General features: G+C 73.1%; 10 protein-coding genes. 5 read left to right on the top strand and 5 right to left on the bottom strand.

The genetic code is table 11. The features are described from left to right. Positions 1 to 50: 50 nt before the first annotated feature. Both AC5L35_RS05810 and AC5L35_RS05815 read left to right on the top strand, forming a co-directional pair. Complete coding sequence (locus AC5L35_RS05810) at positions 51 to 2,840, top strand: ATP-binding protein (protein ID WP_495058498.1); 2,790 nt, start codon at positions 51 to 53, stop codon at positions 2,838 to 2,840. A 1-nt stretch (position 2,841) separates the two neighbouring features. Then, the gene (locus AC5L35_RS05815) at positions 2,842 to 5,547 is read left to right on the top strand and encodes a LuxR C-terminal-related transcriptional regulator (RefSeq protein ID WP_495058499.1); all 2,706 of its coding nucleotides are present in this window, start codon (positions 2,842 to 2,844) and stop codon (positions 5,545 to 5,547) included. Positions 5,548 to 5,574: 27 nt separating this feature from the next. Here the strand turns inward: AC5L35_RS05815 and AC5L35_RS05820 are convergent, their stop codons facing one another. Both AC5L35_RS05820 and AC5L35_RS05825 read right to left on the bottom strand, forming a co-directional pair. Beyond that, positions 5,575 to 6,807 carry an LVIVD repeat-containing protein gene (locus AC5L35_RS05820; RefSeq protein WP_495058500.1) on the bottom strand — a complete coding sequence of 411 codons (1,233 nt, stop codon included), beginning with the start codon at positions 6,805 to 6,807 and terminating at the stop codon, positions 5,575 to 5,577. Positions 6,808 to 6,862: 55 nt separating this feature from the next. Then, positions 6,863 to 8,509, bottom strand: a complete 1,647-nt coding sequence (locus AC5L35_RS05825; protein WP_495058501.1) for a helix-turn-helix domain-containing protein — start codon at positions 8,507 to 8,509, stop codon at positions 6,863 to 6,865. Between the two features lie 213 nt (positions 8,510 to 8,722). On the opposite strand from AC5L35_RS05825, the gene AC5L35_RS05830 reads away from it, so the two are divergent. The 3 genes from AC5L35_RS05830 (at position 8,723) to AC5L35_RS05840 (ending at position 10,682) form a co-directional block, all read left to right on the top strand. Continuing rightward, positions 8,723 to 9,742, top strand: a complete 1,020-nt coding sequence (locus AC5L35_RS05830; RefSeq protein WP_495058502.1) for an NADPH:quinone reductase — start codon at positions 8,723 to 8,725, stop codon at positions 9,740 to 9,742. A gap of 67 nt (positions 9,743 to 9,809) precedes the next feature. After that, positions 9,810 to 10,241 (top strand): GlcG/HbpS family heme-binding protein, encoded by a 432-nt coding sequence (locus tag AC5L35_RS05835; protein WP_495058503.1) that lies wholly within the window; start codon positions 9,810 to 9,812, stop codon positions 10,239 to 10,241. Between the two features lie 69 nt (positions 10,242 to 10,310). After that, entirely contained in the window at positions 10,311 to 10,682 is a 372-nt protein-coding gene (locus AC5L35_RS05840; RefSeq protein ID WP_495058504.1) for a hypothetical protein, read from the top strand. A 97-nt stretch (positions 10,683 to 10,779) separates the two neighbouring features. Here the strand turns inward: AC5L35_RS05840 and AC5L35_RS05845 are convergent, their stop codons facing one another. The 3 genes from AC5L35_RS05845 to AC5L35_RS05855 form a co-directional block, all read right to left on the bottom strand. Beyond that, positions 10,780 to 11,808: an iron-siderophore ABC transporter substrate-binding protein gene (locus tag AC5L35_RS05845; protein ID WP_495058505.1), complete on the bottom strand. Its 1,029-nt coding sequence runs from the start codon at positions 11,806 to 11,808 to the stop codon at positions 10,780 to 10,782. Continuing rightward, the gene (locus AC5L35_RS05850) at positions 11,805 to 12,662 is read right to left on the bottom strand and encodes a siderophore-interacting protein (protein ID WP_495058506.1); all 858 of its coding nucleotides are present in this window, start codon (positions 12,660 to 12,662) and stop codon (positions 11,805 to 11,807) included. The genes AC5L35_RS05845 and AC5L35_RS05850 overlap by 4 nt, the downstream gene beginning before the upstream one ends. A gap of 71 nt (positions 12,663 to 12,733) precedes the next feature. Continuing rightward, positions 12,734 to 13,648 (bottom strand): cation diffusion facilitator family transporter, encoded by a 915-nt coding sequence (locus AC5L35_RS05855; protein ID WP_495058507.1) that lies wholly within the window; start codon positions 13,646 to 13,648, stop codon positions 12,734 to 12,736. Between the last annotated feature and the right edge of the window lie 83 nt (positions 13,649 to 13,731).

Genomic DNA, 13,731 nt, shown 5'->3' on the forward strand with positions numbered 1-13,731 from the left:
CTGGGGAGATGAGCGATCGGAGAACGATGCTCGGCAATGGCACAGCACGCGTGGACACAGGTCGCGCGCACACCGGGGCGCCGCTCGGCCGGCAACCGGACCTCGTCGGCCGGAGCGCCGAACGCACCCTTCTCACACGGGCGGTGCGGGAGGCGAGGACCGGCCCGGCACGGCTGCTGGTCCTCGGCGAGACGGGCATCGGCAAGTCGAGCCTCCTGGCCACCGCGGTCGCCGACGCACGGCAGCAGGATTTCCGCGTCCTCGCCGGATCGGGCCGACGCCTGCCGGGCTTCGTACTGCTGCGGCGGCTCGTCACATCCCTGATGTCCGTCGCGGACCGGCTGCCGGACTCCCTGCGCATGCCCCTGCACGAGCTGATCTCCGGTGCGGACGACGACCCCGTGCGCGACCCTGCGACGCTGCACCGCGCGTTGATGTTCCTCGTCCGGGAGGCGGCCAGGGAGAGGCCCCTCGCCGTCGTCATCGACGACGTGCAGGCCGCGGGCCAGGGCTCGCTCGACCTGCTGGCCTTCCTCTGCCGGAGGCTGACCAGCGAGCACATCCTGCTGCTGTTCGCGGCGAACGGCCTCCTGCCTCCTGATCATCTCGCCGCGGACGTGCCCGTCTGCTACGTCGGGCCGTTGTCGGCCACCGAAGCAACGGTCCTGCTCGCTCGTCAGCCGTTCGCACCACGGGGCTGGGTCCGGGGCGAGGTCCTCCGCCATGCCGGCGGCAACCCACTGGCCCTCATCGAGCTTGCGCGCAGCGCGGTCAGTGGCGGCCACCAGCCGCCGCACGGATACCGGCTGGCCGTCCCGACCCGGATCCGCCGTGCTCACGCCGCGCGGATCGAGGATCTGCCCGCCATGACCCGCAGGGTGCTGCTCGTCGCCGCGGCGGCCGAGGACCGTGGTGACCTGCAGGCCGTGCTGTCCGCCGCCGGCGCCGACCTGGCCGACTGCGGTCCGGCCGAGGCCGCGGCCCTGATCACCATCGTGGGCCACCGCGTGAGCTTCCGGGATCCCACCGTCCGGCTCGCCTGTTACTCCGACGCCTCCGAGCACGACCGGCGCCAGGCGCACCGGGCGCTGGCCGCCTTCCCGTCGCACGACGTCGGGCGGCGAGCCTGGCACCTCGCCAACGCCGCCGAGAAGCCGGGCGAGGACGTCGCGAACCTCCTCGAGACCGCGGCCGCCGTCGCGTGCAGGCAGGGCCGGCATGTCGAGGCGGCCGGTGCGCTGGAACGGGCAGCCGACTGCACCTCCGACGCCGGCCGATCCGCTCTGCGCTGCGCCCGGGCGGCGGTACTGGCCGCCCGGGGAGGTCACAACGCCTGGTGCCGCCAGCTGTCCGAGCGGGTCACGTACCTGACCGGCGACCCGGACCTGCTCGGGGTCGCCATGGCGGGCGCCGGCCAGCACCTTCCGTTGTACGAGGCCGCGTCCGCATCCGTGCTCCGCATCGGCCGGCTGCTCGACGGCGACCTGCAGGACCGGGGCGTGGCCATGGCACTGGCCTCGGCCGCCGGGGTGGCTGCCCTGGTCACCGGCGACGTGGCGATGCGGGCGGCACTGGCGGGCATCGTCGACCGCGCGGAGAGCCTGTCGGGCCGCACTGTGCTGGGCGACGAGCTGTGCCCCGAGCCTGCCGACGCGGCAGCGGCCGCATCGGTCCGGTCGATCGGTGACCCGGGCGGATGGCAGCGCTCGCAGGACGCCTCCCCCGGCCTGCACGAACCGCAGAGCGGCCGCGCCGAGCCGATCCGGCTGCTGGCGCTGGGGACCGCCTCCTGGATGGCGGACGACCCTGCCGTCGCGACCGGATATCTGCGCCGCGGAGTTCAGCTCCTCCGCGAGGACAACGCCGTGGGTGCCCACCCGTTCGCGTTCGTGATGCTGCTGGACGCACTCGCCGCCTGCGGACTGTGGCAGGAGGCAGCAGCGGTGCATGCCGAGGCGACGGACGTCGCGGCCGCCGGGGGGCTGCCCGTGCTGGGCCGGGCCGTCGCCGCCCAGGGGATCGCCCTGCAGGTCCTGCGCGGTGACGTCGCCGCGGCCCGGCAGGCTCTCCACGCCCTCGACCCCTGGTCGAGCCGGCCCGAGGACGACAACCGGATGGTGCGCTGCCTCGTCCATCGCGCTGCGGGACGCGTCTTCGCCGCCGCCGGGGAGCACGCGCTCGCCTGCCGGCACTACCTGGCGATGTTCGGACCGGACGGGGAACCCGAGCACTTCGTGTGGTCCTACCGGGCGGTCACCGAGCTCGCCCGGTCGGCGGCCAAGGCGAACCGGCACGAGCCGGCACGCCGGCTCCTGCACCGCGTCCGGCTCGCTGCGGGGAGCGCACCCTCGGCCCACCAGGCAGCGCTCGCCGACCAGGCGGCCACGCTGCTCGCGATGGGTGACGACCACGCCGTCGAGTCGGCGCTGCACGCATTTGCCACCGACCGCATCGGCGGCGAACGGCCCCACGACCAGGCGGTCGCCATGGTCGACTACGCCGACTGGCTGCGCGCGCGCCGCCGGTTCGTCGACGCCCGCCCGCTGCTGCGCGCGGCCCACGACACCTTCGTGCGCATCGGCGCCACCCACGACGCGGGCACAGCCCGGGAACTGCTTCGGGCGACCGGGGTCTCGCTGCGCGGCACCGTCGAGGGGTTCGCGCTGCTGACGCCCCAGCAGCAGTTCATCGCGAGGTTGGCCGCGCAGGGCCTGAGCAACCGCGCGATCGCGGACCGGCTGGTGGTCTCGCCCCGCACGGTCGGATCGCACCTGTACCAGATCTTTCCCAAGCTCGGCGTCGTCAGCCGCCGCCAGCTCCCGGACGTCATCTCGGAGTGACATGACCGAATCAGCACACAGCGACCACACCGCGGGCGGCGGCACCCTCCCCCCGGGAGGCGAGCCGGTGCTCGACCTGATCACCCCCACCCGCTCGACGGGAGTGGCAGCGCTGGTCGTGGGCGACCCGGGAACGGGTAGGTCGACGCTGTTGCACGCTGTCGTGGACCGCGCACGATCAGCGGGCTACGTCATCGTGCCCGCCGCGGCGTGCCCGGCGCACCGGCAGGGGACGTCCGCAGCCGAGCACTCCGCAGCCGGGCACCAGGCCGGCCCGTACCCGGACGACGAGGCACCGAGGACGGGCGCGGCGGAATGGCTGAGCCGGCTGGCGAGGAAGCAACCGGTGCTGGTCGTCGCCGACGACGCGGACCGGATCGGCCCCACGTCCACCGCCGGCCTTCGGCGACTGGTCGAGACGCTCCCGGCGCAGCCGATCGTGTTCCTGATGGCCGCCCGTCCTCCGGCGGCCCGGCACCTGAGGTGGGCGGGGCTGCAGCATCACCGGCTGCTGCCGCTGGACATGCCGGCGGCGGCGCAGCTTCTGCGCCGGCAGCCCGGCGCGCTCACCGGGATCGGCGCCTACGAGGTGCTGCGGCAGGCCGCGGGCAACCCCCGCGCGCTCGTCGAGCTCTGTCACGCGTTCGGCGGCGAGGACGTGCCCGACACGCTGCGGATCCGGACCAGGTACGCACGGCAGCTCGAGACACTTCCCGCGCCGACCCGGCGCGCTCTCCTGTACGCGGCGGGCCGGTCCGGGCAGGAACCGCTCGCCACGGTGCTGGACGCGGCGGGCCGGGCGTCCGTGCCCCCCGAGGTGTGGGAACCCGCCGTGGCCGCCGGTCTCGTCGAGCTCGCGGATGACGACGTGGTGTTCCCGGACCCCCTGGTCGCGGTCGCGGTCTACCACGGCGCGCCCGCGGTGGTCCGCAGGCGGCTGCACCACGACTTCGCGGCGGCGATCGGACAGCCCTCGTTCGAACGCGCCATGCACCTGGCGATGCTGCCGCTCGGCAAGGACGCACCCACCGCCGCCCTCCTCGAGTCGGAGAGCCGCAAGGCCCGCCACGAGTGCCGGATGAGGCAGGCGGCGGTCGCCGCGCAGCGCGCCGCCGAGCTGTCCGACGACCCCGAGCACGCGGCCCGCCGCTACGTGCTGGCCACCCTCGCGACGGCCGCGGCAGGCGACTCCGCCTGGACCCGCGAGCTCTGCGCCCACGTGGATCGGCTCACCGAGCGGCCCGACCTGCGCTGCAGTGCCGCGAGCGCCACCGCGACGGCGCTCTCCCGCGCGGGCCACCAGTGCGAGGCCATGGACCTTCTCGTCCGCACGGCCCGCACGCACCCGTCCGTCGACCGGGTCACGGCGCTCGGCCTGGCGGCCTGCGCGGCCGTGGTGGCCGCCCACTCCGGGCTGGGCACTCATCGCGACGCCGCGGCAGCCCTCCTGGCCGCGGCGGCCGACCGACCGGTCCTCCCCAGCTCGACGCCCTACCTGGACGAGGCCGACCCGGCTCTCCAGCAGGCGTGGCTGGCCGTGAGTGCCGACCCGCGGTCCGCACCCGACCACCGCAGCCTGCTGCCCACCCGTCGGGAGCAGGCGGGGCGGACATCGCTGGTCGACACGCTGGCCATGGCCACGATCGCCGAAGCGCTCGACGACAGCGAGCTCGCGGCCACGCTGCGGTCCGAGGTTCTCGACCGGCCCCGCACCGGGAACCGGACCTCGGTCTTCCCCGAGGCATGGCCGCCGATGATCCGCGGCCTGCTCAGCACCGGACGGTGGCATGCCGCCGAGCACACCCTCGACTCCGCCGACGAGCTCGCCGCTGCGCAGGATCTCCCGGTTCTACGGGTTCACCTCACGGGGCTACGGGCCATCCTCGTCGCCCTCCGGGGCGACGCAGGCACCGCCCGGGCACTGGTCGAGAGAGTCTGGCCGGACCTGGACCTGGACAGCAACCGCAGCGCCCATGCCTGGCTGCTGCGCGCGCTCGGATACTCGGCGCTGGTCGCGGGCGACTTCGACACCGCATCCCGGAACTTCCACGCCATGATCGCCATGGACGCACGGTCCTGGCCGATGCCGCACGACAGCATGGACGCGCTCGTGCTCGCGATCGCGGCCCACCGTGCCGACGCCGCCACCGTTGCGCTGCCCGCCGTCGACTCGGTGCGACGGTCCTGCGGGCCACGGCCGGGGATCCGGGCGCAGCTGACTCTGAACCACGCCTACGCACTCCTGATCGACGACGCCGAGACCGAACGACGGTTCCGGTTCGCGATCTCCCACCCCCGCGCCGGGGCGTGGCCCGTGCTGCTCGCGCTCGCCCGGCTGCACTACGGGACATGGCTGCGCAGGCAACGCCGCCCCGCGGACGCGCGGCCACAGCTGTCCGAGGCGCTCGCCGGGTTCACCGAGCTCGGCGCGGACCCGTTCGCGCAGTCGGCGCGCGTCGAGCTCAGGGCCGGCGGCGGCAACCCGGACGACACCGGGACGCTCACCGGGGCCGCGCTCCTCTCGGCGCAGCAACACCAGATCGCGCGGCTCGCCGCGCAGGGCCTGCGCAACAGGGAGGTGGCCGACCGGCTGCAGCTCTCGCCACGAACCGTCAGCACGCACCTGCACAACGTCTATCTCCGGCTCGGCATCAACCAGCGCCACCAGCTCCGGCAGGTGCTCCCGCCGGACCTCCCGTCGACGTGACCTGCCGGCCGGGAGCGGCTCGGTAGGTCAGCCGTCGTACTGGGCGCTGAGCAGCCCGGCGTTGTAGTCGGTGCAGAACACCACACCGTCGGGCCGGACGTGGACGTCCGCGGTCTGGATCACCCGCGGCCGTCCAGGACGGGGGTCCATGAGCACCGACGGCGGCCCCGGAACGAGCACGCCTGCCGCCTTCGGCTGGTACGGGTCGGTGATGTCGAAGGCCCGGACACCGGCGTTCTGGTAGGTGGCGAAGATCAGCGTGTCGGACACGAAGCTGTCCGGCCGGTTCTCGTGCAGGTTGTGCGGCCCGAAGTGGCCACCCTTGACCGGGTAGTCCTGGTCGGTCGGCGTCGGCAGGGTCGCGATGGAGACCGGGTTGGCCGGCTCGGCGATGGTGAAGACCCAGACGTGCTTGAGGCCGTCCTCGAGGTTGTCCGCGGTGGCCTCGTCGGCGACCAGCAGCAGGTTGCGGGCCGGTAGCGGCACCGCGGTGTGCGTGCCGCCGCCGAACGGGGGCGACCAGTTGCGATGCGCGATCAGCTGGGGCGCCTCGCGGTCGCGGATGTCCAGCAGGGTCAGGCCACCGTCGCGCCAGGACGCGTACGCCGTGTCGCCGTGGACGATCGCATGGTGCAGGGCGTAACGCCATCGGTCGGTGTCCCAGTCCGGGTGCTCGCCGCGAGCGGTGTTCATGCCGGGCAGCCACCATTCGCCCGCCCACCGGGGTTTCGCGGGGTCCTGCAGGTCGATGACCCGGAAGACGTAGTCGGTGAAACCGTCGGCGAGCACCGACGCGTAGGCCCAGCGGCCGCCGGTGTACCAGAGTCGGTGCACCCCGACCCCGTCCACCTCGAGGAAGGAGATCTGCCGGGGCTCGGCGGGCTTCGAGATGTCGAAGATCGCGACGCCTGCCGACCAGGTCCGCTTCGTTCCCGCCAGGCGCGTTCCGACCGAGCCCTGGTAGTAGCTCTGCTCCGCCGAGAACTCCTTCCACAGGTCCTTGGCGTGGATCACGAGCAGCAGGTCGTCGGCCGCCTGCAGGTGGATGTTCCAGGTGTCGGAGGGCGCTGCGTCGAAGCCGACCGTGGTCATGTCCCGCGGATCGCGGGCGTCGATGACCGAGAACCCCCCGGAGAACAGGTGGCCGACGTAGACGTAGCCGTTGCGGTACTGCATCTGCATCGCGTCCGGGCGGCCCCCCTGGTCGGTGTGACCGAGCGGGGTGAACGCCTTCGCGATCTCGACGACTGGTGTGGACACGCCCCCACTGTGGCGCGCGACGGGCTCCCGGCCACCCGTCGGATGACTGACGTTCTCAGCTCCCCTCCTCCGGTCCGGCGGCCTCCGTCCGGGCGCGGTACCGACCGTGGGTCTCCGCGCGGTACGGGTCGCCGAGCCGGTGCGCTGCCGTCGCGGACAGCGTGAACACCTCGGGCCAGTGTCGCCAGCCCACCCATCTGCCGGCGAACTGCTGGAGCGCCTCAGCGGTGCTCACGACCGCGGAGTCGTCACCCGCCCCGGCGGCCAGCCGCAGCGCGCCGAGCCAGTTCTCACTCTCGGTCTCCAGCCATCGCCGGGCGGACGCCTGGTCGGGAAACTCCGTCCGCGGCTCCGGTGGCATGTCGCCGGGCTGGTCGCCCGACCGGAAGCGGCTGCCCGCACCGCGGGCCGTGGCGAGGAGCCAGGAGACGAGCCGCCGCCGGGCCTGCTCGACGGCGTCGGCGCCGTCGTCGGCCACCAGTTGCTCACGCGCGTACAGGCGGATCAGGTCGTGGAACCCGGCGCGCTGGTCCGCCGCCGAGACGAGCAGACCGAGCTCGATGAGATCGTCCAGGCGTTGATCGACGTCGGGCACCGGCAACCCGGTGAGGACCGAGGCCAGTGCGGCTCCGGCGTCAGGGCCCGGCACCAGCGCCAGCCGCCGGAACACGAGCCGGGTGGTGGGGTCGAGCTGCCCGTAGGACACGGAGAAGGCGGCCCGGATCCGCAGGTCCCCCGCGGACAGCCGGTCGAGCCGGCTCTCCTGGTCGGTCAGCCGGTCGACCAGGGTGGCGAGAGTCCAGCCCGGCCTGCTGAGCAGCCGGTTGCCGGCGATCCGCAGCGCGAGGGGGTAGTTGCCGCACAGCTGGGTGACCGACCGGATCAGCGCGGGCGAGCGGTCGATGCCGGCATCGTCGTCGATGACGGCCCGCAGCATGTCATCGGCGTCCCCATCGCTGAGCGGACCGAGGGTCACCCGACGGACGTGGTGGAGCCCGGTGAGCGCACGACGGCTGGTGATGAGCGCCGCGCTGCCCCCCGCACCCGGCAGCAGACCCCGGACCTGCGCCTCGTCCGCCGCGTTGTCGAGCAGCAGCAGTGCCTTCCGCTCGGCCAGGGTGCGGCGCAGCAGCTCGCCCCGGTCCGTGCGGTGGGCGTGGATCTCGTCGGCGTCCACGCCGAGTGCCCGCAGCAGGCGGAACTGCACGACGTACGGGTCGAGCGGTTCGCTGTCGTTGCCCCGCAGGTCGGCGAACAGGCGCCCGTCCGGGAACCGGCCGCGCGTGCTGTAGGCGCTGCGGACCGCCAGCGACGTCTTTCCCAGACCGCCGGCCCCGGAGATGACGACCGGAGCGGGGTGGTCGCCCCCGTCGGCGAGCGCCGCGGTGACGACGGCGAGCTCGGCGGAGCGTCCCGTGAAGTCAGGAATGTCCGGAGGCAGCTCACAGAACGGCGCCGGAGCGGGCCGGGGCCGGGCGGTCCGCGCCGCGGCCAGCAGGAGGCCGCGGGCGTCCTCGGGGAGACGGAGCGCGTGGGCGATGGCCGTCACCGTGCGGGCGTGCGGGCTGCGGCTGCGTCCCCGCTCCAGGTCGCTGACCGTCCGCACGCTCACGCCGGACCGTTCCGCCAGATCCTCGAGTGTGAGACCGGCGGTATGCCGGAACCTGCGCACCAGCTCTCCCAGCTCAGCTGACTCCGACAATTCTTCTCCTTCCGGTTCGGCCGGCATTCGCCGCTACGCCCGGGAAAGTCACAGGCTGGGTGTTCGGCGTCCGGTCAGGACGCGATATCGACCGTAGTCGGCGCACCCGGGCTGGTCCTCACGTGACCAGTCGAACGACGGATGGCCGGGCGCACTGCCTCACCCAGACTCGGAAATGCGCGACATCGTGAACCCCGTCGAGAGGACATTCCAGTGCGAGCGGTGATGTTCACCGACCCCGGACCGGCCAGCGTGCTGCACCTGGTGGAGCGTCAGATCCCGGTCGCGGGACCGGGAGAGGTCCGCGTGCGGGTGGTCGTGTCGGGAGTCAACCCCACCGACATCGGTGCCCGCTCCGGCAGGGGCACCACCGACGGCACCGCAGGCCCGCACGTCCCCAACCAGGACGGGGCCGGCTTCGTCGATGCCGTCGGTACGGGCGTCTCCGACCTGGCGGTCGGAGACCGCGTCTGGATGTGGGACGCGGCCTGGTTGCGTTCGGACGGAACCGCCCAGGAGTACGTGGTCCTGCCGCGCCGCCACGTCGTGCCGCTCCCGGACGGGGTGTCGTTCGACGTCGGCGCCGCGCTGGGCATTCCGGCCCTCACCGCGCACCGGGCCCTGACCTGCGCCGCGGACGGGCCGGCCCGGCTGGCGCCCGGCGCGCTGAAGGGCAAGGCGGTGCTCGTCGTGGGCGGGGCCGGTGCCGTCGGCAACGCCGCCATCCAGCTGGCCAAGTGGGCGGGCGCCCAGGTACTCACGACGGTCACCAGCGACGCCAAGGCGACGCTGGCCTCCGCCGCGGGGGCAGACCACGTGATCCGGGCGAGCGATGACGTGGCTGCGGCGGTGCGCCGGACGACCAGGGACGGCCTGGACGTCATCGTCGAGGTGGCTCCGACGGAGAACCTCGATCTCGACGTGGAGATGGTCGCCCCTGGCGGAACCATCGCCCTGTACACGGCCGGCCGGGGACGGACGATTCCGATCCCGTGGTCCGCCAGCATGGTCAAGAACGTGCAGTTCCAGTTCATCCTGACCTACACGACGTCGGTGCAGCAGAAAGACGGTGCCGTAGCCGCCGTCAGCGCCGCCGTCGCCGCCCGTGCGTTCGACGTCGGCGAGCAGCACGGCCTGCCGCTTGCGCGCTTCCCGCTCGAACGCACCCGCGAAGCACATGAGGCGGTCGAGCACCACTGGGTCGGCAAGGTGCTCATCGACGTCTCGTCCTGAACCTCGCCGCCCGAATCGCGCCATGAACCGATCGATCCGACGAAAACAGCAACAAGGAGAACCTCGAATGACCAGGACCATGGCCCACATCTCTCCGGTGACCTTGCCGTTGGAGACCGCCCGCCACCTCACGCTCGCCGCTCTGGAGAAGGCCGAGGAGATCGGCGTCCCCTACACGATCACGGTCGTGGACGGCGGCGGGAACGTGGTGCACGTGACCCGGATGGACGGCGCGGCGCTGGCTTCGGTCGACACGTCGGTCGCGAAGGCGCGCACCGCGGTCTACTTCGGTGCCCCGACCGCCGACCTCGCCGGTGCCGTGCAGCCGGGCGCTCCGCTGTACACCATCCAGACCTCCGCCGTCCTGCCGCTCGCGTTCGTCGGCGGCGCCGTCCCGGTGACCGACAGTGCGGGTGTGGTGATCGGCGCCGTCGGCGCCGGAGGCGGTTCCCCGCAGCAGGACCACGAGGTGGCGGCCGCCGCGGTCGGGGCGATCTGACCCGACACCGTCTGCGGATCGGACCCGCACGGACGGTAACGACCTGCGGGTGGGCGTAGATGATCAAGCGTGACGCAGATCGGACGTATCACCCTGGTCGTTGCCACGCTGGCCGCACTGCTCGCCGGCTGTGGTTCGACCGGGCCGACCGCTCAGAACGTCGTCGACGCACTGGGCCCGCTGTTCCCGGTCGGCAACCAGCGCGACAACACGGGCACGTGTGAACCGACCGGCTGCGAGCAGCTGATCACCACGGACGCGGTGTCGGTGTACCAGTGGCCCGACGAGGCCGCCGCGGTCAGCTTCGCGACCGGGCTCGGCGACGTCGTCCAGCAGGTCGGCCCGTTCGTCCTGTCCTACGCCGGTACCGAGCAGCAGCTCACCCCGCGTGGGGCGCGGGCTGCCTTCGCCGCCCGGGTGCGCACCCTGCTCGACAGCTGAGCCCTGCGCCACGCCGAAGCGGCGCGGCAGGAGCGCGAGGTCTCGTGCTCCTGCCGTGTGCTCCCGCCGGTGCACCGGTAGCGGCCCGTCAGGCGCGTCAGGGTGCGGGGCTCACGACGGTGGCCGGGTCACCGTCGAGAGCGGTGGACAGCCGCGGAACCAGCTCCGTGAGTGCCGCCGGGAGGCTGAGCACCGAACCGAAGGTCAGGGCGCCGTTGGCCAGGCTCATCTGGGACAGCATCACCGCCCGGCCCTGCCGCGCGACCGGCAGCTTCCCGAACACGGGGTCGCGCAGGACGGCTGCGGCGTCGCCGCCGTAGAGGCCGAGCACGAGCACGTCGGCCTCCAGCAGCCCGAGCTGCTCCCGGCTGAGCATGACCGGTGCGCGGTTGTCGCCGGTGAAGAGCGCGGCCGCCGCGGGCGGCATCGTGAACCCCAGATCGGTCAGGAACCTCGGCGCGGGTCCCTCCGCGTAGACGTAGAACGAGCCGTCGTCCATCAGCGCGGCGAGCAGCGCGGTGCGGCCGGCGAACTGCGGGTTCCCGGCGCGGGCCTTCTCGAACTGCCGGTCGACGGCGGGCACCAGTGCCTGTGCGTCCGCAGGCCGGCCCAGCGCGGTGCCGACCGTCTCGGTGATCAGCTGCCACGGTGCGCCGTAGTCGGCATAGCCGGCCGGCTGGGCCACCGTGGGCGCGATCCTCGCGAGCAGCTCGTGATCGGTGCTGGTGAGGCCCGAGTTCACGCCGAGGATGAGGTCCGGGCCGAGTGCGGCGATCTGCTCGAAGTCGACCTCGTCCACGGGCAGCACCCGCGGCGGCGGGGCACCATCGAGCTTCGCCGCGGCCCACGGCCACAGCGCGCCGGGCTGACCGCCGAACCACTCCCGCACCCCGACCGGGACCACCCCGAGCGCCAGCAGGTAGTCCTGCTCGGTCAGCCCGACCGTGACGACCCGCTGGGGCATACCCGATATCCGGGCCTCGCCGAACTTGTGGCCGATCACCCGCTCCGCAGGGCCCGGACCAGCCGGCGCGTCGTCGCCGCCTGCACCGCACGCGGCGAGCGCCACGGTCAGCCCAACGGCCCCGGCGCCGCGCAGCAGGTCGCGCCGGCTTCTCGCGATCACAGCAGCCCGGCGTCCTCGAGCTTGGCCTCGTAGATGTCGAGGACGTCCTCCTCGTCCCCGCCCGCGGCCTCGGCCTGCTGCCAGATGCGCTCGAACTGCGGCTCAGCCTCCTCGTAGATCTTCATCCACTTCTCGGCGTCGCGGCGCCAGTAGCCGATCACGCCGTAGCTGCCCGCCGGCATCCCGCGCTCGTGCCGCAGGTACTTCCGCACCGCCCTGGTGGCCGCCGACTCCCCCGCCACGTAGATGTAGCCGGGGCCCTCAGGCAGGCCGATCCCCCGCACCATCTCCTCGAGCATGCTGCTCGTAGCGAGGTCGGTGTTGTGCACCCAGGACGTCATCGTGCAGGGCAGCGGGATCTCGTCGCCGAGATCGGAGATCTCGATCGCCGCAACGGTGTGCATACCGGGCGGGGCCGTCTCGGCGATGCGGGCGATCGCCGGCAGTGCTGCCACGTCCCCGAGAAGCACCTGCCAGGTGGCGTTCGCGGGGCGGCGGAACCAGCTGTTGCGCACGGAGATGCGCACGGTGTCGCCGACCCGTGCGCGGCGGGCCCAGCTCGCCCCCACCCCGCCCTCGTGCGTGACGATGTCGAAGGACAGCCGCCCGGCCGCCGGGTCGAAGGCCCGGATCGTGTACCACCGGCCGTGTTCGTCGAGCCCCCCGTCGGCCAACGGCAGATGCAGGAGGCAGGCCTCGTCCGGCACGTCCGAGACCGCGAAGTCCGCGAGGCCCGGCCCGCCGAACACCACCCTGGCCAGGCTCGTCGACGTGCGTCGCACCTCGACGACCACCATCTCCACGGCATCGCGCTGCTGGCCGGCCATTGCACCCCCGTTGTCCGACGCTTCCAACTTAGTGCAGCCTAACCTCGGTGTTGCGGGAAACGGAAGCGGCCGCCTGCTGCGTGCCTGGGTAGTGGCGCCTACATCGCCCATCTCCGGTCGGCGGTGAACCCGACCGACATGGAGATCAGCTGCCCGAACTCCCGGAACCGCTCCTCGAGGTCGGCCCGTACCTCGTCGAACTGGTGCACCGTCTGCGCGGCGGAGTCGTCGTCGACCACGTACTCGACCTCCACGTCCAACCGCCCGCCCACCTTCGACGCCCGGACGAACGACTCCGTGAAGCCGTAGCTGCGCTCGACCTCGCGCACGACGGCGCGGATCCGGGCCTGCAGGTGCGGCGGTGGCGCCATCGCCAGCAGTTCGCGGAACCCGCCCGCCAGGAGCTTGGCCGGCACGGGGAGGAACGCCGCCGAGACCAGCGCGACCATCACGGGGTCGACGTATCGGGCCAGGTCGGCGCGGCCGTTGGCGACCAGCACCGCGGCCGCGCCGAAGCCGGCGAGCACGGCCAGGCTGAGCAGGGTGTCGCCCAGCCATTCGACGGCTTCCGCGCGCACGAGGTCCGATCCGCCTGCGCGGCTGCGCCTGCGCAGCACCACCGACACGACACCGCCCGCGACCGTGGCGACGATCCCGTAGGCCAGTGCCCACCCGACGGAGATGTCGCGGCCCCCGGCGAGGATCTCCCCGATGGCACCGACCAGCGCGTAGACACTCAGCCCGGCGAGCGCGGTGGCCTTGACGACGACGGTCAACGGTTCCCAGGCCTCGCGGCCCCACGGATACCGCTCGTCGGCGCCCTTGCGGGCGGTGCGCAATGCCAGTACCGCGATCAGCGACAAGCCCACGCTCGCGAACGAGTACAGCCCGTCGAACACGATCAGCTGGGAGCCGGCGGCCACCCCCCACCCCAGCGCGACCACGGCGAACACCGCCGACGTCCACACCGACAGCAGCAAGGCCCGATCGTCGGGAGAACGGGAGGAGGCCACCGCGCCATCATCGCCAGCGTGCTCCGGCCGGTCGACCGATCGCGCTCGAATACACGCGGAAGTACCGGCCGCCGCGCCACCAT

The sequence above is a fragment of the Pseudonocardia sp. OZ21 genome, assembly GCF_059359135.1.

Bases quoted from the DNA above. Each gene is read 5' to 3' on its own strand.
- AC5L35_RS05815 (WP_495058499.1), top strand. From the start codon at position 2,842: ATGACCGAATCAGCACACAGCGACCACACCGCGGGCGGCGGCACCCTC.
- AC5L35_RS05835 (WP_495058503.1), top strand. From the start codon at position 9,810: ATGACCAGGACCATGGCCCACATCTCTCCGGTGACCTTGCCGTTGGAG.